Genomic DNA, 20,516 nt, shown 5'->3' on the forward strand with positions numbered 1-20,516 from the left:
TGGTGCTACATCGGCAATGTTAACCTTAAATTCTATTACTTCTGCCGACGCTTCTGCTAATTATAATTGTGTGGTTAGTGGAACTTGTTCACCAAGTGTGACCTCTAATAATGCAACGTTGGTGGTGGACTCATTATCAGCTGGAGGATTTACAACAATAACCCATACGGCCAATTCTAGTGGTACCATGATAGCTTTACCTACACCGGTAAGTACTCATACCGATTGTCATTTTTCTTCTGGAATTATAGCTCTTAACGGACAAACAGGTGTAGTTCTTAGATGGGAATCTTCAACAGATGCAGGTAATACTTGGCTGAATTTAGGTGGTGCTGGCAACAATACTTTTAAATATACTAATGCAACAGCAACTACTAGTTTTAGGGCTGTTGTTCAAAATGCATCTTGTAATATTACCTATTCTACACCTGCTATATTATTTGTAATTCCAAACATAAAACCTTTACCTGTAAGTGCGAGTCCGTCTACTATATGTGTAGGAGAATCTACAACCTTAACTTCTTTAAGCGGTTATTCAACTAGTCAAAATATCCAATATGGTGGACTTTTTAATAATGCTAATCCTGTAGGTTGGTTAGTGGATGGAAATGGGGTTTTTAGTGCAAGCGCAGATAATGGATTTCCAACTTTCTTTAAAGAAACAAATGGAAATGCTGCCGATGAATATGATACAACAAGTAATGATAAATTTGCTATAGCAAGAGGAAATTTAGACAGTACACTACAAACTCCGGTTTTTGATCTTTTTGGATTATCCTCAGCAAATCTAACATTTGATCATGCTCATAAATTGGTTCCAGGTGCATGGGGCAAAGTAGAACTTTCATTTAATGGTGGTGCAACCTATCCTGTAACCTTGGCTACTTATACTGGAAATCAAGGTCCATACAATCAATTTAATACGGGCGTTAGTATTAATTTAAATGCCTATTTAGGATATGCCAACTTAAGAATACGATTTAACTATCATGGACTGCAGGCTAAAGCACCAGGAATTGATGGTGATGCTTGGGTTATAGATAATGTTGAAATTCCTCAGGCACCAGTCCCTGCTCTTACATCCTTATGGACAGATATCACTTCAAATGCTACTGTCAGTGTAACTAATGCTACCAATGTAACAGTATATCCAACAATAACAACTACCTACGCTGTAACATCTTTTCTTAATGGTTGTACTAGTTATGGGGTAGAAGGAACTACCTATATTACAGTCACAGTAAATCAACTACCAATAGTAACAGCTTCGCCTCCAACCATTTGTTCAGGTGATGTGAGTAGTATTCCATTATCGAGTGCAGTTGTAGGTACACAAACTTCAACGACATTTGCTTGGACAGTTGCGCAAACTGATGCAACTGGCGGAAGTGCTGGTTCAGGTAGTGCTATAAATCAAACTTTAACAGCTACTGGAATGGTTCAAGGTGTTGTCACTTATACAATCACTCCAACAGCAAATGGGTGTATTGGTCCTGTAAGAACAATAGAAGCAAGAGTAAACCCAAGACCTAAAGCAGACATTCAACCATCACAAACCATTTGTTATGGTGGAACGGCTACATTTAGCGTTGCCTTAGAAGGAACTGGTCCTTGGAACTTAACCTATAGTAATGGTGTCACTTCAACTACCGTTTATGGAATAACTACTAGTCCATATATTTTTAGTGTAAGTGGAATGACTGTAAATAGAACATTTACAATAACAGCTTTAAGCGATTCCAGGTGTTCTGCAACAAGTCAAAATTTGACTGGTGCTGCAGTTGTTACAGTTCTTAATGGTACTCCAGGTTTATGGACCGGTCTTGTTAGCACTGATTGGTTTGATTGTAAAAATTGGGCTGGTGGATTACCTTCTAGTACTATTGATGCTCAAATTCCAACCATAACTGTTGCCGGCAGAATGCCTGTTATTGACAGGACTTCACCTTTTGCTGCTGCCTATAGTTTTATTGCAACTGCTCGTGATCTAATTATTGCTAATAGCGCTTCTGTAACTATGGTAGCAACCAATAATTCTGAATTACAAATTAGTAGAGATTGGAAAAATAGTGGAGTTTTTACTCCAGGAACCGGAACAGTTACATTTGTTGGAGCTACTTTAAACCAAATTCACGCTATAAATGTTGGAATTAAAACGAATGAAGGTTTTTATAACTTGACTACTAACACTTCCAATAATGCTAAAGGTATTAGCGTGGTTGATGGTTTCGAATTAACAGTTTCAAATGAACTTTCTTTACTTAGTGGAGATCTAAGATTAACTGGAGGAGCACAATTAGTTCAAAATGGAACGGTTGCCAATCCTTCAGCTGGTACTGGAAAAATATTAATAGACCAACAAGGATTGAAAAGCAGTTACCACTATAATTATTGGTCTTCGCCAGTTACTACAAGCGGAACAAATTATACGGTTGGAAATGTTTTAAAAGATGGAACAGATTCTGCTGCTAACCCATTTTCTCCTAGCGAAATAATCTTTGGCGATGATTTTTATTTTGCTGATGGAGCTTTAACTTCTCCAATAAAAATTAGTACAAGTTGGATATATAAATATACTAGCGTTAGCACTGTTTATGCAGGATGGCAACATGTGGGAAGTGCAGGAACAATAAATCAAGGTGAAGGTTTTACCATGAAAGGCCCAACTGGTGTTGCACCATTTACAACTCCACAAAATTATGTTTTTGCCGGAAAACCAAACAATGGAAACATTAATTTATCAATAGCTTTAGACCAAAGTTATTTAGTAGGAAATCCATACCCATCTGCTTTAGATGCCGATGAATTTATTAAAGATAATATTAAAGATGGCGCAGGAAGAGCAACCTCAAATGTGTTCAACGGTGCATTATATTTTTGGGATCATTTTGGAGGACAATCACATATTTTGAACGAATATATTGGTGGATATGCTACCTATACTTTAATGGGTGGTGTGGTTGCCGTTTCAAATGACCCTTTAATCAACGCAGATGGTTCATTTGGTTCTAGAAGTCCTAAAAGACACATACCTGTTGGTCAAGGTTTCTTTATAGGAACAGGATCAAATGCTGCATTAACAACAAATAATCCTGCTTTAAGCACTCCTATTACTGGCGGAACTGTAGCTTTTAAAAATAGCCAAAGAGCTTTCAAAACAGAATCGGCTGTTAATTCAGTATTCTTTAGAAATTCTTCTGGAAGTCAAACTGTAAATACTGAAAATGATGTTAGACAAAAAATAAGATTACAATACATCTCTCCTTCTAATATGAATAGACAAATATTGGTGGGTGTTGATGAATTAACTACCAATTTATATGACATTGGTTACGATGCAGCTATTACAGATTTAAACACAGAAGATATGTATTGGAACAATAGCAATGCAAAACTCGTTATTCAAGCTGTTCCTGATTTTAATGAAGACCAAATTATCCCTATTGGACTTAAAACAGCTACAGAAGGATTGAGCACCATAAAAATTGCAGGTTTAGAAAACATAGCTGAATCTACAGAAATTTACATACACGATAATGAAACGGGGATTGATCATAACATCAGAAACAGTGATTTTGCTATTGCGCTTCCAATTGGTGAATACAATAACAGATTTTCATTGCGTTTCTCAGGACAAGCTTTAGACATAAATAATCCGACTGTTATTAATCCTATCATTTATTTCACTAACAATGACAGTAGTTTAAACATAAAAAATCCGAACTTAAATTTGAATTTAAAATCGGTTACATTATTCAACTTGTTAGGGCAATTAATTGCAACTTACCCTATTGAAAATTCTAGCCAACAAGATGTGAAAATCCCTATTCTAAATATTGCCGAAGGAACTTATATTGTGAAAATTTTAGCGGACAACAACCGCACTTTCAGTCAGAAAATAATTAAAAACTAGAATTTTTTATTAACGTTTTATCCTACTAAAATTAAATTGTGAGATTTTAACTATTACGGAATTTTAACAATTCTGTCAAAAAAATGAAGCAATTCTGTCAATTTGATAAAATTATCAATCAAAATTAAAGATTTTAAAGATTTTAATCCAAATCAAATTGTCAATATTTTTGTTAACAAGTTAGCTCTCTATCAGTATTTTACAAAAGTAAATTGCTCCTTTTTATTTAACTTTGAGAGTCAAGTGTACATACTTAACTTGAGAAATTAAATGTTTATGAAAAATAATTACAAGATTATGAATAGGGCATTGAAATACTACTGCAACGGTTATATCAAACTTATTTTTATCCTACTGTTTTCAAATACGGTTTTAGGACAATCACCCTCAACTTTTACGACTTCCGGAACTTGGATTTGCCCACAAGGCGTAACTTCTATTCAAGTGGAAGCATACGGCGGTGGCGGCGGTGGTGGCTATGGCGGCGGTGCTAACAAAAACGGTGGCGGTGGCGGTGGCGGTGGCGCTTATACAATAAATTCATCCGTGACTGTAGTACCAGGAACTCCCTATACAATTACCGTTGGAACAGGTGGTGCCGGTGGATCTACTAATTCAGGTGCGACGGCCAACGGCTCTAACGGAACGGCTTCTACAGCTGTTTTTGGCGTTACAACTGTAACCGCTAATCCGGGTTTTGGCGGTAAAGGATACAGCAATACCCCAACAGGTGGTGCAGGTGGCACAGGAGGAACCGCATCAGGCGGAACCGGAGCAAACGGAGCTGCTACTTATAGCGGCGGCGGCGGTGGTTGTGCCGGTACAACAGGAAATGGTGGATCAACAACAACTACAGCAGCAGGAACATCAGGTGGCGGAAATGCAGGAGCAGGTGGACTTGGAAGTACCGCAAACACGCTTCCTGGAGCAGTTGGCGGAAATTATGGCGGAGGTGGTAGTGGTGGCACCAGAGGTAGCATTGGTGGTGCAGGTGCTGGCGGTTATATAAAAATCACTTTTACTTGTCCGGTAAATACTATAGCGTCGGCAGGTCCAGACCAAACGCTAACCGCATGTACAACCACCGCAACTTTAGCCGGAAATGCACCAACTTATGGTACAGGTACATGGACAATCGTAAGCGGAACAGCCACGATTACTTCACCCAACTCACCTACTTCAACCATAACCGGTTTAACCGTAGGAAGTTCAGTTACCTTGCGTTGGACTATCGATAACGGCAGATGTGGCAGCACTTTTGACGATGTAGTCATCACCTCTCCTATTGGAGCTGGTTGTTGGGTATATTGTACGCCAAGTGTAACTAATTTATCACCATCTTTCCCTATAACATCTGTTAGTTTTAATACTATTAATAATGCCTCAACAGGGACAACCGGCTATGAAAATTTCTCCTCTATTTCTACAACTGTAACTGCTGGATATTCATACACAATAACAGTTTTAATAACCGGTTTATCACCAAACCCACATTATACCAGTGTATGGTTTGATTGGAATAATAACGGAACGTTTGATGCTGGCGAAGAAACCCAATTGGGCACAAATACTACCTCATCAAATTCATTTACAACAACCATTACAGTTCCTATAACAGCTGTTATTGGCAATACAAGAATGAGAGTTATTAATAGAGTTTTAACCAGTTATGCTCCGGCTTGTGGTACAATTAGTTACGGGCAATTTGAAGATTACACGGTAAGCATTGTGTCACCTCCGGCTTGTACTACACCAACGGCACAAGCGACAGCTTTGGTTTTGTCACCAAGTGGTACTTCGTTAGCGGGAAGTTTTACGGCAGCTTCGCCTGCTCCTAATAATTATTTGGTAGTTATCAATACAACGGGAACAACACCTGCTCCTGTTAATGGTACAACCTATAGTATAGGAGGAGTAGTTCCGGGTGGAACCGTAATTGACACAGACAGTAACACTAGTTTTGTAGCTACAGGATTAACGGTTTCGACACTATATTATATCTTCGTTTTTTCTTATAATTCAATTTGTACCGGAGTTACACCATCATATTTTATGACGGGTCCGTTAAATGGTTCAACCACTACTTTAGCCACAAGTTATTGTATCCCAACCGGAAATTTAGATTGTACTACCAGTGGTGATTATATTGCCAATGTGACCATTAACACTTTAAACAACAGTACAACTTGTGCGCCTGGCGGATATGCTAATTATGCGGCAACCGGAAGTCAGACAACCACTTTAATTAGAGGAAATACCTTTAATTTAAGTTTGGGAACCGGACCGGGAAATAAAAAACACGGTGGAGCGGTTTGGTTTGATTTTAATCAAAATGGTGTTTTCACTGATGCGGGTGAATATTTCTTAATTAGCAACAATATCATTGCCAACTCAACCAATACAATAGCTGTTGCCATTCCGGCCGGAGCTACTTTAGGACAAACACGAATGAGAGTTCGCTACGGTCAAAAGGCCACTATGGCTTCTACTTTGAGTTGTACAATGAGTGGCACTTTAGGCGAAACGGAAGACTATACGGTAACTATTGCCGACCCTATTGTTTGTTCGGCACCGACGGCTCAACCGACAGCATTAATTTTGAATCCGACAGGAACAACGATAACCGGAAATTTTACCGCAGCAAGTCCAACACCGGATAATTATTTGGTTTACATAAGCACAACGAACACGGCGCCGACTTTGGTAAACGGAACTACTTACAGTGTTGGTGCTTTTGGTGCCGGAACCATTGTTGATTTAGATGCCAATACTACATTTAACGCAACCGGTCTCAGCACCTTGACTACTTATTACGTTTTTGTTTTTAGTTTTAACTCCATTTGTACAGGCGGACCGGCTTATAATACCGTAAGTCCGTTAACCGGAAACGCTACAACCATAACAACTAATTATTGCATGCCATCGGTAACAACCGGTAGAGAAGATGATGATTATTTAATGGAAGTTAGTTTTATCGGAACCTTGAATGATGTTTCTAATTTTTCTACCTATTCTTCAAGTCCTTTGGGTTACCAAGACTTTACAACTTTAACCAATTTGGCAAGACAAGCACAAGGCGAAGGTGTAAATGTTTCCATCCAAGCCTTATATTCTTCATTTGTAAAAGCGTGGGTAGATTGGAACAAGGATGGTTTATTTGACAACACAACAGAAATAGTGTATAATTCGGGTACAATCTCAACCGGTTCAACCACTTTTGGCTTTATTATTCCTCCTGGACAAGCTTTAGGAAATTACAGAATCCGTATTCGTGTTGACTTAAACGGCGGTGGCGGAAGTACCACTTTTACTTCTTGTGGTAATTTAAATAATGGTGGAGAATCTGAAGATTACTTATTTACCGTTGTTGCCAGTTGTAATGCCTTAATAGAAACCGTGACAGAAGGAAGAACTTGCGGACCGGGAACAGTAGACCTTGAAGTAACAAGTTCAGTAGTAGTACCTGCAGTATCAGAATTCAGATGGTACAGCACACCAACAGGCTCAACCCTTTTGGCCACTACAACTTCAGGAACTTGGACTACACCTTCTATAAACACTACAACCTCCTATTACGTAACAGCCTACAACGGCTGTGAATCTTTGGTACGCACCGAAGTAAAAGCCATCGTAAGTCCGGTTCCTAATTTGACTTATTTACCGGTAAGTCCGGCTTCTTGCGGAGAGGATGTTGGGGTTGAATTGTCAGCAACCGGTGATGTGGAAGAAGTTTATTTAATTGATGAAGGATTCGACTCCGGATTAGGTACTTTTACTAACACTAATATTACTTCAAGTGTTCGTGACGCCGATACACAGTGGCAAAACAGAACAAGTACTTATATCCCGACAGCGATTTCGGGAACAAACACGTGGTATCCGGCGATTTCCTCGGGAATTAATGGAGATGGATTTGTTATGGCAACTTCAGATTATGCGAATGCTTTTCCTTATGTTCATAATCAAATTACGTCTGCCACTGTCAGCACAGTTAATTTTACCAGTTTGACATTAAATTTACGCTTATTTTACTCCAGGTATTTTATTGACAATGTTTATCCTGCAGAGGAATATATCACTATTGATGTTTCTACAAATAATGGGGCCAATTGGATAGAGATAAAACGATTTACAGAAGATGTCGGAATTGGAACCAAATTTGAAGCCCTGACTTATGATTTATCATCCTATGTTGGAGTGAGTCAATTTAAAGTCAGAGTGCGTTATTACAATAATAATTGGTGTGATGGAATAGCGATTGATGACATAGAATTGTATGGTAATCGTCCTAATGTAGACTTAAATTGGACAACTACAATTCCGGCATTTACCGATGCTGCTTGTACAATTGCCTATAATCCATTGACTACAGCGCCGGTAATTTATGTAAAACCAACCTTAGCTCAATTAGAATTGAATAGCTTCAGTTTTACTGCAAATGCGATTTTGGATAATGGTTGTGTTACATCTCAAGTAATAACAGTAACCAATAATTCTAAAATATGGCAAGGTGGCGAACCGGGTGCTGAAACGCAATGGGAAAACGCCAACAACTGGAAACCTGCTGGAGTTCCTAATGTCAATAGTTGTATTATTATTCCAAATACCACTTATGATCCAATTATTTCAGGAACAAGTTATGACGCTTACGGAAAAAACATCAATGTAAAATCAGGCGGTGTTTTGACGGTAAACTCAAATAATAACATTACCATAACTGATGAAGTTTTGGTTAAAACAGGCGGATTATTCGACATAAAAGATAGTGCAAGCTTAATCCAAACCAACGATGCCGCTATCAATTCAGGAAGTATTAAAATGACCCGAACATCGCGTCCAATGACACGTTGGGCTTATGTTTATTGGGGTTCTCCAATAGTAGAAAATGCTTTTGGTCAAATCCCGAGTCAATTTGATTACAAATATTACTGGCAATCGGGAACTTCAACCGGAGAATGGTTAGGCTTGTCTTCTGTTTCACAAGGACAAGGATTCATAACTCGTGTAAGCGATATTGCTCCGTTTAGTACAGGCACAGGCACTATTGATTTCCCGTTCATAGGAACCCCCGGAAATGGTGTCGTAAATGTAGGTGTTGACAGTTTTGATTCAAGTTCAATGGTTGCCGGAAACACCGTTCTTTTGGCCAATCCTTATCCGAGTGCAGTTGATGCTACTTCATTCTTAACCCATACAAATAATACGGAATTAGGTGGGACTTTATTCTTTTGGACCTCAATCACCACTTATATTGGAACCGGAATATACAATGTTTTAGACTACGGAAGTTGGAATCTTTCCGGAGGAACAGGAACGGCTCCTGCGACTGACCCTAGCAATAACAGTTTGAAACCAAATGGTAAAATTGCTGCCGGTCAAGGTTTCTTTGCGCAGGTTTTTGCTGACGGAAGTATTACTTTTAACAATAGCATGCGTGCTGCCGACTTCAATTCGCAATTCTTTAGAAACGCAAATAGTACTACTAGCAATTCTTTAAATAATAGAATTTGGCTTAATCTATACAGCGACAATACTTTCAGACAAATGATGGTGAACTATAAAGCGGAAGCCACCAATGGTTATGACAGATTATATGATGGAAATAGTTTCACCAATAATGAAATAAATATTTATTCCATTTTAGATACCCGAAAATTAGTAATTCAGGGAAGAGGTTTACCGTTTGATGAAAATGATGTGGTGCCTTTAGGATACAGAGTTACAAACGGTGGTATTTACAACATTGCCATCGATGAATTAGACGGCTTGTTTACCGAAGACCAAACTATTTTCTTAAGAGATAATTTATTGGGGATTGACCATAACATCAAACAAAGTGCTTACAGTTTCTCAACGACTGCCGGAACTTTTGAGAATAGGTTTGAAATTGTTTATGTTACCAATGCTTTAGGTAATGACAATCCTAATGACATAAATACATTCGCAACCATTTCTAACCATACCTTTAAAGTGCAATCAAGTGAGTTTATTAAAACCGTAAATATCTATGATATATCGGGCAAACTCATAAATACTTACAATTTGGCGAATGCCTCAAAACAACTTTTAGATAATTTCAATTACCCTAACGGTATTTATATCGCTGAAATCACTTTGGAGAATGATATAATCGTTAAAAGGAAATTGATTCATTAATCAATGTGTCTCAATAGAAAAAACGTCCCGATTGCTCGGGACGTTTTTTTATATAAACTAGGATGAAATTATTTAACCAAAGTCATTTCATCAACAATGTGTTTAGCACCTGAGAAATTCTCAATTACCCACAACACATAACGAATATCAACATTGATAGTTCTTTGCAATTTACTGTCAAAGATAACATCACCAGCCATAGCTTCGATGTTTCCGTCGAATGCTAAACCAATTAATTCTCCTTTACCGTTCAATACCGGAGAACCTGAATTACCACCTGTGATATCATTATCTGTTAAGAAATTCACGTGAAGACTTCCGTCTTTATCAGCAAATCTACCATAATCTTTGTTTTTTTGCATTTCCAAAACTTTCAATGGTAAATCAAACTCTTGGTCTCCTTTTTTGTATTTTTTTACTTGACCATCAAGTGTAGTATAGTTGTTGATTTTGGCATCATTACGCTTGTCAGCCGGTAACGAACGTACTTTTCCGTAGGTCAAACGCAAAGTCGAGTTAGCATCCGGATATTTGATTGTACCGATTTTAGATTCTCTTAAACCTTCTACCAATAAACGGAAAGAAGCACTGTAATCGTTTTGCGCTTTGGCAATTTCATCAGATTTTGCCATGAAGTGTGTCAACATATCATTAGAAAGTACATACAATGGATCATTGTCTAAAGCACCTTGACTTGGAATAACTAAGAAAGCTTTGATTCTGTCTAATGAAGTGAAGATACTCATATCAAAAGCAGCGTTCACATATTTGGTAAAATCATTGTTATTTTCGTCACCAATCTTTTTCACTGATGGTGCAATGGCGTAACCTGTTGATTTGGTAGCATACAATTTCAATTGCGCTGCTAAAAGATCTTTTTCTGCAGGAATGTGCAATTCTTTATACATTTCTGTTGCCATTTCTTCGATAGCCGGAGCCATTTGAGCACGCTTAGCAGCATCAGCTTTTACATAAGTATCTAATTGTCTTCCCAAAGTTCTTCCGATAGTTCCAAATGTAGTGGTTCTAAACATTTGTTGCATATAGTTGTCATGTCTTGACTTTTCGTTGGTCAAAGCATAAAACTTATTGATGTTGGAAACTACATTACCGTATTTAGCTTTGTTTGCCGGTTTGTTTGCCCAAGCATTGAATTTAGCCTCTTGAGTTGCCTTAGTTTTTGCCGTTCCAAATTTGGTCAAAGCATCAATCATTCCTTGACGGTTTTTCCAATAGTTAGCTGTTGAAGCGTATTTAGAAGCATATACCAAGTTCAAAGCATCACTTTGATCCATGTATTTTTTCATATTGTCCATACCGGTTTTGGCACCTTCAACCCAAGCAGGATAAGCAAATTTTACGTTTTGCTCAATTCCGCCTGCCGTCATCCAACGGTTGGTTCTACCAGGATAACCTAAAATCATAGCATAATCATTCTCTTTTACCCCATTAATATTAACCGGTAAATAGTGTTTTGGTTGCAATGGAACGTTATTTTCTGAATAGTCAGCCGGATTACCGTTTTTGTCGGCATACACTCTGAACATAGAGAAATCGGCCGTGTGACGTGGCCATTCCCAGTTGTCTGTATCTCCACCGTATTTTCCTAAACTTTCAGGAGGTGTTCCTACTAAACGAACGTCTTTGTAATCTTGGTAAACAAAGTAGTAAAATTCATTTCCTTGGAAAAACGAACGAACAGAAACGGTATATTTTCCGCCTTCGTTGTTTTCTTTTTCAATAGCAGCGATTTCCTGATTGATCGCTTTTTCTCTTTCAGCTTCTGTCATTGAAGGATTCACTTTGGCCAAAATACGTTTGGTACAGTCATCCATTCTTACGAAGAAACGAACAAACAAACTAGCCGGTTTGATTTCAGCTTTTCTGTTGGCTGCCCAAAAACCGTCTTTCAACAAGTTTTTCTCGGCGGTAGACAATTCAGCAATAGCATCATAACCACAGTGGTGATTGGTCAAAACCAAACCGTCTTTAGAAATAATTTCGGCCGTACAACCTCCATTAAATTGAACAATAGCATCTTTCAAACTGTGGTTGTTGATACTGTAAATTTCTTCGGCTGTCAATTGCAAGCCCATTTTTTGCATGTCTCTGTGATTCAAACGTTCGATGAACATTAAAAACCACATTCCTTCGTCGGCTTTAACACTTGTCGGAACAAGCATTATAGCGGCAATCAGGGATAAAATAATTTTTTTCATTGTGTTGATATAAGTTAATTGTTTGAAAGTTAATAGTCTATCTGAAAAAATAATTGTTACATCAAATAATCTAAAAACGAGTGCGAAGATACTTTTTTTTGTTAATTATGGATAAAAACTTCAAAGAAAACTATAACGTTTTAGTAAATTTTAACTTATTTTTTAGAAATAAAAAAAGCCATCCTTGTTGGACGGCTTCATAAATATAAGTTTTACCTTTAAATACCGTAACTATCCTCCTATTCTTCGGCATCGACGTTCAACATTTCCCAAAGCTTGTACTTGAGTTCGGAGTATAGTCTAATTTTTTTTTTATATTTATCAAATAATAATTTTGTGACAACAAAAAAGCCTAAATTAAATTTAAAAAAATTGTTGTCAAAAATTTAAACTATATCGTTATGGAGGCTAATCAAACAGAAGGAAAAGGTTTTTTAGCATTTGTTAAGAAGGAAACTAGAAAACCCGCGTTTAGAAAGGCATTATTGATATTCTTTATCTGTACAATTCTGGGATTTGCAATAGGATTTATCTTTAATATGCTTCAGCTTGCCGCATCAGCGGGAATAGGATTTGGAATTATTTGGATGGGTGCTGCCTATTTCGGCCAAGATGAAAACGAGAAATAACATTAAAAAATCTCATCTCGTTTTTGAGAACGAGACGGGATTCTGTTTTATATTCCGTGACTATTTTCAGGTTCTTCAGCATCAACATTCAACATTTCCCACAGCTTGTCTTTCAACTCAGTCAATCCTTGATTGGCTACAGAAGAGATAAACATGTAAGGAATACCTTTGAAGTCTTTGTCTAGTTGTTTTCTCATTTCTGCTTTCAATTCATCGTCTAACATATCGCTTTTGGAAACGACAATTAAACGGTCTTTATCGAGCATTTCAGGGTTGTAACGACGTAATTCGTCTAACAAAATTTCATATTCTTTTTTGATATCATCGGCATCGGCCGGAACCAAAAACAATAGGGTTGAATTGCGTTCAATATGTCTCAAAAAGTAATGTCCTAAACCTTTTCCTTCAGCTGCACCTTCAATAATTCCGGGAATATCTGCCATTACAAAAGATTTGAATTCTCTGTAAGCTACAATTCCTAAATTGGGTTTTAAAGTCGTAAAAGGATAATCGGCTATTTTTGGTTTGGCCGAAGTCAATACAGACAATAAAGTCGATTTTCCGGCATTTGGGAAACCTACTAAACCTACATCAGCTAAGACTTTCAATTCCAAAATTACATCCAATTCTTCCGCAGGCATTCCGGGTTGGGCATATCTTGGTGTTTGATTCGTCGAACTTCTAAAATGCCAGTTCCCTAAACCACCTTTTCCGCCTTTTATTAAAATTCTTTCTTCGCCATTTTCGGTGATTTCAAATAAAATTTCATCGGTTTCTTTATCGCGAACTACGGTTCCCAGAGGCACTTCAATTATTTTATCTTCTCCATCATGACCGGTACTGCGAGAACTTCCGCCATCACCACCATGTCCGGCTTTTACGTGACGGGCAAATTTTAAATGAAACAACGTCCACAGACTTTTATTCCCTTTCAATATAATATGGCCACCGCGACCTCCATCACCACCATCAGGTCCGCCTTTTTCAATAAATTTCTCTCGGTGTAGATGCGAAGAACCTTTTCCTCCTTTTCCGGAAGAAACATAAATTTTTACGTAATCTACAAAGTTACCTTCAGTCATTTTTTCCTAGTGTTCAGTGTACAGTGTTCAGTGTTCAGTAGTTTTGCCTACTGCCTACTGGACCACTGCCAACTATTCTTTTATCGCTTTCACAAGCACTTTATCAATCTTCACGCCATCCATATCGATGACTTCTATTTCAAATTTGTTCCAAATCAACTTCTCTCCTGTTTTAGGAATATTGCCTAATTCGGTCATAATTAAACCGCTCAAAGTCGTTACATCATAATCATTGATTAACTCATCCATATCAAAATACGTCAAAAAATCGTGTAACGAATAATGTCCATCAACCAACCAAGTTCCGTCTTCGCGAGGAATTAATTTGAATTCATCTTCATAAAAATCAGCGGCATCACCAACCAAAGCTTCTAAGATATCATTCAAAGTAATAATTCCTTGAAAAACACCATATTCATCGGTTACCAAAGCATAATGTACTTTTGATTTTTTGAAATTCTCCAAAGCTTTATAAGCCGATGTATGTTCAATGAGATACACCGGATCTTTGGTGATTAACTTTAAATCGAATGGTCCTTTTTCAAAACCGGCGAACAAGTCTTTCAGCAAAACAATACCAACCACATCATCTAAATTCTCGTGACATACAGGATAAACCGAGTGCAATTCGTCTAAAACTTTGGCCTTTAATTCCTCAATAGTATCATCATACGAAAGGTAAACTATCGATTTTCTGTGGGTCATTAAAGAATTGACTTTTCGGTCACCAATATGGAAAACGCGCTCTACGATATCTTGTTCGATTTCTTGGACTTCGCCGCCTTCGGTTCCTTCTTTGATGATGGCTTTGATTTCTTCTTCGGTTACTTTTCCGTCGGCTGTTGGTCTAATTTTTAAAATTTTCAAAATTCCTTCAGTCGAAATAGTCAGCAACCAAATAAAAGGCATTGTGATAATGGAAACCATTTTCATCGGAACAGCCACGCCTTTGGCAATGGCTTCGGGGTAATTTAAACCGATTCTTTTTGGTAACAATTCTCCTAAAACTAATGAGAAAAAAGTCAAGATGACCACCACAATTCCAACCGAAAGTGTCTGTGAATAAGGCTTTAAAGCTTCGAAAGTTTCTACAAAAAGTTTTACATCGCTAGTGATTTTATCTCCGGAATAAATACCGGTCAAAATTCCAATTAAGGTAATTCCGATTTGTACAGTTGAGAGAAATTTGTTGGGTGAATTGGCTAAATCTAATGCGACTTTGGCATTCGTATTTCCTTTTTTAGCGGCAGTTTCCAAACGGTTCTTACGCGCTGAAATCAAAGCGATTTCCGACATCGAAAAAACACCGTTTAACAGGATTAAAAAAAGAATAATTAGTATCTCCATTTTGAGTTATAAGTTATAAGTTATAAGTTATGAGTATAACCTTCTAACCAAAAATTTCAATTATAAATTGTCTATTACTTTGCTTAAACGCTCAGTTACTTCTTCGATTGAACCAATTCCGTTTACGGCGTGAAATTTGCCTTGCGCGTCGTAATAATGCATCAAAGGTGCGGTTTTTTCGTTGTATTCTTGGTATCTGTTTCGGATTTTTTCTTCATCTTGGTCATCAGGTCGGCCTGACGTTTTTCCTCTTTCCAATAATCTTTGAACTAAAATCTCATCATCGGCCTCTAAAGCTACCGTAGCAGTGATGTTTTGTCCTTTGGATGCTAAAAATTTATCCAAAGCTTCTGCTTGCGCAATGGTTCTTGGAAAACCGTCAAATAAAAATCCGGCAGAGTGTGGGTTTTTATCTACTTCACTTTGCAGCATTTGAATCGTCACTTCATCGGGAACCAAATCACCTTTATCCATAAAGGTTTTAGCCAATTGGCCCAATTCGGTTTCATTTTTAATATTAAATCTGAAAATATCTCCTGTAGAAAGATGCGTCAAATTGTATTTTCCTTTTAAAAATTCAGCTTGTGTGCCTTTTCCTGCACCTGGTTTTCCGAAAAGAACGATGTTAATCATTTTGTAAAAAGTTATATGTTGTATGTTGTATGTTAAAATGTTTTTGCTGCAAGTAAATATCCTGTTTGTTAGGCTTTTTAACCTACAACCCAGAACTTAGAACCTTCAACCTTTATTATTGTGCGAGTTGATAAACGTCCGGTAAATTTCTACCCAAACCATCGTAGTCTAAACCGTAACCCACGATGAATTTATTTGGAATTCTAATTCCAACGTAATCAATTTTGATGTCTTTTTTATAAGCTTCAGGTTTGAAAAATAAGGTAGCAATTTTTAAGTGCTTTACTTTTTTCTCTTTAAAAATAGCTTTCAATTCTTCGATAGTATTTCCTGTATCCACGATATCTTCAACGATGACAACCGTTCTGCCTTCTAAATCTTGGTTCAAACCGATTAACTGTTTTACTTCATTGGTAGTTTGTGTACCTTCATAGGAAGCCATTTTTACAAAACTCACTTCACACATGCCACGGTATTTCTTCATCAAGTCGCTTAAAACCATAAACGCTCCATTCAAAACGCCAACAAATACCGGAACATCATCAAAAAAATCATCGTCCATTTGTTTGGCCATATTCGAAATCGCAAAATCAATTTCGTCTGAAGAGATAAACGGCTCAAAGGTTTTATCGTGTAAGTGTATCATTTTGGTTTGAATTTTGAATAAGGTGCAAATTTAAAGAAGTATTAAGTATTAAGGACTAAGTATTAAGACTTTTTTGCAAAATTGATATATTTACCTTATGAATCCCGAATACTATAAAACGATTGCGATAGTTTTAAGGATTACTTATCTTTGCGCAAAAACAACTACAACAATGAACTACTTTTCTTCCGATTTTAAACTCGGCATACTCGGCGGCGGACAATTAGGCAAAATGATTTTGGCCGAAACCCGAAAATTCGATATCCAAACTTACATCCTCGACCCTAGTAAAGAAGCACCATCGCAATTTGGCGCCACGCAATTTTTCATCGGCAGTTTGATGGATTTTGATACGGTGTACCAATTTGGCAAAATGGTCAACTTGCTGACTATCGAAATCGAGAATGTGAATTTAGACGCTTTAGACAAATTAGAAGCCGAAGGTTTACCCGTTTTTCCATCGCCCAAAACGTTGCGCCTGATTCAAAACAAAGGAAAACAGAAAGATTTTTATGTAGAAAATAATATTCCAACTTCACTACACCAACGTTTCGTAGATTTAAGCGATTTGAAAAAATCTATTGAAAAAAATGAATTAGTATTTCCGTTTGTGTGGAAATGTGCCCAATTCGGCTACGACGGAAACGGCGTGAAAATTGTTCGTTCGGCTATTGATTTAGTCAATTTGCCTGATGTAGAATGCATCGAAGAACAAATGGTTCCTTTTAAAAATGAATTGGCCGTAATCGTTGCTCGTTCGGTTTCCGGTGAAGTAAAAACGTATCCGGTCGTGGAAATGGAATTCCATCCCGAAGCCAACCAAGTAGAATATGTCATTTGTCCGGCAAGAATTGACGAAAAAGTTGCTCAAAAAGCCACCAAAATAGCCTTACAAGTTTCCGAAGCTTTTAACCATGTTGGATTGTTAGCCGTAGAAATGTTTCAAACCGCGGATGATGAAATTTTGGTCAATGAAGTCGCGCCACGCCCACACAATTCAGGACATTACAGCATAGAAGCGAGTTATACGTCACAGTTTGAAAATCATTTGCGAGCGATATTGAATTTGCCTTTAGGAAACACCGCTAGTAAAGTTGCCGGAATTATGGTAAATTTGGTCGGCGAAGAAGGTTTTTCAGGACAAGTCGTTTACGAAAACATCGAAAAAATCATGGCAATTGAAGGCGTAACGCCACACATTTACGGCAAACGCGAAACACGTCCATTCAGAAAAATGGGACACGTAACAATTGTCAATGAAAATATGACTGAAGCAAGAAAAATTGCGGAAGATGTTAAGAATAGTATTAGAGTAATATCAATTAGTTAATTTGGTTATTTGTTAATTTGGTTATTTGTTAGCGATTCTACTTAAATCTTCAAATAAACAAATCCACAAATCCACAAATCTACAACATAATGAGCAAAGTAGCCATAATCATGGGTTCAAAATCAGATTTACCCGTAATGCAAGAAGCCATCGACATCCTTCAAGGATTTGACATACCAACTGAAGTCGATATTGTTTCGGCACACCGAACGCCGGAGAAATTATTCGAGTTTAGCAAAAATGCCCATCATCGTGGGATTTCGGTCATTATTGCCGGTGCCGGCGGTGCTGCTCATTTGCCGGGAATGGTCGCTTCTATGTCGCCTTTACCCGTAATTGGCGTACCTGTAAAATCGAGCAATTCTATTGATGGTTGGGATTCTGTCCTTTCCATTTTACAAATGCCAGGTGGCGTTCCGGTTGCAACCGTAGCTTTAAACGGCGCCAAAAATGCCGGAATTCTAGCCGCACAAATCATCGGAAGTCACGACAAATGTGTCTTGGACAAAATCATCTTTTACAAAGAAAGCTTGAAAGAAGCGGTGAACAAGTCATCGGATGAATTGAAAAAATAATAGCTTTATTTGGAGCTGTTTCCCGCTTTCCGCAGTATCTCTTCGAGGATACTTGCTGCAATCGGGGCTATAAAAAACATTTAGAATATACCACATGAAAATCTTAACCTCAACGTTTACCACCAAACACAATACGGCACCGTTTTCGCAAATCAAAATCGAAGATTACCAAGCTGCTTTTGAAGCCAACATTGCCAAAGCCAGAGCCGAAATCGATGCCATAACCCACAATCCGGAAGCACCAAGTTTTGAAAATACGATTGAAGCTTTAGACTTTTCGGGTCAGGAATTGGACAGATTGTCGTCTATTTTCTTCAATCTCAATTCGGCCGAAACTTGTGACGAAATGCAAAAAATTGCGCAGGATGTTTCGCCATTATTAACAGCATTTGGAAACGATATTGCGCTGAACGAAGAATTATTCAAAAGAGTAAAAGCGGTTCACGATCAAAAAGACAACTTGTCTTTAACCCCGGAACAATCGACTTTACTCGACAAAAAATACAAAAGTTTTGCACGAAACGGCGCCTTACTTTCCGAAGATAAAAAAATACGTTTGCGCGAAATTGACGCTGACTTGGCCAAATTCAAATTGACTTTCGGCGAAAATGTTTTGGCAGAAACCAACAACTACCAATTGCACATCACCAACGAAGCTGATTTAAAAGGTTTACCTGATGGCGCGAAAGAAATGGCACGTTCATTGGCTAAATCAAAAGACTTGGATGGTTGGATTTTCACCTTGGATTTCCCGAGTTATTTACCGTTTGTGACTTATGTTGACAACCGTGAATTGCGGAAAGAAATGGCGATTGCCGCCGGCAAAAAAGCCTTCCAAGAAAACGATTACGACAATCAGGAAAACGTAAAAACCATAGTGAAATTGCGTCACGAAAGAGCGCAGTTGTTAGGATACAATTCGCATTCGCATTTTGTTTTGGAAGAACGCATGGCGCAAAATCCGGAAAAAGTACAATCGTTTTTGAATGATTTATTGGAAAAAGCCAAACCGGCAGCACAAAAAGAATTCGCTGAACTAACCGCTTTCGCTAAAGAATTAGATGGATTAGAAAGTATAGAAAAATGGGACGGCGCGTATTATTCTGAAAAGTTGAAACAAAAATTATTCAGTTTGGATGATGAGATTTTAAAACCTTATTTCAAACTAGAAAATGTTTTAAACGGAGCATTCACCGTAGCCCAAAAACTATTCGATATTACATTCAAAGAAGTATTCGATATTGAAAAATACCATGATGACGTACAAACTTTTGAAGTGTTAGACTTTGAAGGTAAACTTGTTGCGATCTTCTACTCCGATTTTTTCCCAAGAAAAGGAAAACGCAACGGCGCTTGGATGACTTCGTTCAAACCACAATATATTAAGGAAGGCGTAAACGAAAGACCGCATGTTTCTATCGTGTGCAATTTTACACCTCCAACAGAAACAAAGCCTTCTCTCCTAACCTTTAATGAAGTAACGACTTTGTTCCATGAATTTGGACACGCGTTACATGGCATGTTGGCGAACACGACTTACCCAAGTTTATCGGGAACTTCTGTTTACTGGGATTTTGTGGAATTGCCGAGTCAAGTGATGGAAAACTGGTGTTACGAACCGGAAGCGTTGGCGTTGTTTGCCAAACATTATGAAACGGGAGAAATCATTCCGCAACAATATGTGAATAAAATTAAAGAAAGTGCCAGTTTCTTAGAAGGCATGGCGACTTTACGCCAATTGAGCTTTGGGCTTTTAGACATGGCTTATCATGCGAAACCGCAAATGATTGACAACGTAAAAGCTTTTGAGAAAGCCGCCATGGACAACACCACTTTATATCCGGATGTAGTCGAAAATTGCATGAGCGTTTCGTTCTCGCATATTTTTCAAGGTGGTTATTCTTCAGGGTATTATAGTTACAAATGGGCGGAAGTCTTGGATGCGGATGCTTTTGCTTATTTCCAAGAAAATGGGATTTTCAATAC

The 20,516-nt window shown here is 37.8% G+C and carries 11 protein-coding genes; 6 read left to right on the plus strand and 5 right to left on the minus strand.

From position 1 onward, the window contains the following. Positions 1 to 16: 16 nt before the first annotated feature. Together ACK4HO_RS06955 and ACK4HO_RS06960 are read left to right on the plus strand one after the other, a co-directional pair. Positions 17 to 3,913 (plus strand): PKD-like domain-containing protein, encoded by a 3,897-nt coding sequence (locus tag ACK4HO_RS06955; RefSeq protein ID WP_409664316.1) that lies wholly within the window; start codon positions 17 to 19, stop codon positions 3,911 to 3,913. 276 nt (positions 3,914 to 4,189) lie between these two features. Next, on the plus strand, positions 4,190 to 10,069 hold the full coding sequence (locus tag ACK4HO_RS06960) for a GEVED domain-containing protein (protein ID WP_409664319.1): 5,880 nt from the start codon (positions 4,190 to 4,192) through the stop codon (positions 10,067 to 10,069). Between the two features lie 68 nt (positions 10,070 to 10,137). Here ACK4HO_RS06960 and ACK4HO_RS06965 read toward each other — a convergent pair whose 3' ends face one another. Beyond that, positions 10,138 to 12,288, minus strand: a complete 2,151-nt coding sequence (locus tag ACK4HO_RS06965; protein WP_409664320.1) for a S46 family peptidase — start codon at positions 12,286 to 12,288, stop codon at positions 10,138 to 10,140. 401 nt (positions 12,289 to 12,689) lie between these two features. Here ACK4HO_RS06965 and ACK4HO_RS06970 point away from each other — a divergent pair, with 401 nt between their 5' ends. Continuing rightward, positions 12,690 to 12,917: a hypothetical protein gene (locus tag ACK4HO_RS06970; protein WP_409664322.1), complete on the plus strand. Its 228-nt coding sequence runs from the start codon at positions 12,690 to 12,692 to the stop codon at positions 12,915 to 12,917. Between the two features lie 47 nt (positions 12,918 to 12,964). Here ACK4HO_RS06970 and obgE read toward each other — a convergent pair whose 3' ends face one another. From obgE to hpt, 4 genes are all read right to left on the minus strand, one after another. Continuing rightward, entirely contained in the window at positions 12,965 to 13,999 is a 1,035-nt protein-coding gene (gene obgE / locus ACK4HO_RS06975) for a GTPase ObgE (protein ID WP_409664324.1), read from the minus strand. 72 nt (positions 14,000 to 14,071) lie between these two features. Beyond that, the gene (locus ACK4HO_RS06980; RefSeq protein ID WP_409664325.1) at positions 14,072 to 15,346 is read right to left on the minus strand and encodes a hemolysin family protein; all 1,275 of its coding nucleotides are present in this window, start codon (positions 15,344 to 15,346) and stop codon (positions 14,072 to 14,074) included. 60 nt (positions 15,347 to 15,406) lie between these two features. Further along, on the minus strand, positions 15,407 to 15,979 hold the full coding sequence (locus tag ACK4HO_RS06985; protein ID WP_409664327.1) for an adenylate kinase: 573 nt from the start codon (positions 15,977 to 15,979) through the stop codon (positions 15,407 to 15,409). Between the two features lie 115 nt (positions 15,980 to 16,094). Continuing rightward, positions 16,095 to 16,625, minus strand: a complete 531-nt coding sequence (hpt, locus tag ACK4HO_RS06990) for a hypoxanthine phosphoribosyltransferase (protein ID WP_409664329.1) — start codon at positions 16,623 to 16,625, stop codon at positions 16,095 to 16,097. A 172-nt stretch (positions 16,626 to 16,797) separates the two neighbouring features. Between hpt and ACK4HO_RS06995 the strand changes: the two genes are divergently transcribed. The 3 genes from ACK4HO_RS06995 to ACK4HO_RS07005 form a co-directional block, all read left to right on the plus strand. Then, positions 16,798 to 17,955: a 5-(carboxyamino)imidazole ribonucleotide synthase gene (locus tag ACK4HO_RS06995; RefSeq protein WP_409664331.1), complete on the plus strand. Its 1,158-nt coding sequence runs from the start codon at positions 16,798 to 16,800 to the stop codon at positions 17,953 to 17,955. An 89-nt stretch (positions 17,956 to 18,044) separates the two neighbouring features. Then, positions 18,045 to 18,530: a 5-(carboxyamino)imidazole ribonucleotide mutase gene (gene purE, locus ACK4HO_RS07000; RefSeq protein ID WP_171222621.1), complete on the plus strand. Its 486-nt coding sequence runs from the start codon at positions 18,045 to 18,047 to the stop codon at positions 18,528 to 18,530. 94 nt (positions 18,531 to 18,624) lie between these two features. Further along, a partial coding sequence (locus ACK4HO_RS07005; protein ID WP_409664333.1) for a M3 family metallopeptidase occupies positions 18,625 to 20,516 on the plus strand: 1,892 nt, incomplete at its 3' end.

Origin of the sequence: Flavobacterium sp. (assembly GCF_046296355.1) — a bacterium.
In the GTDB taxonomy this organism is placed as follows: Bacteria; Bacteroidota; Bacteroidia; order Flavobacteriales; family Flavobacteriaceae; genus Flavobacterium.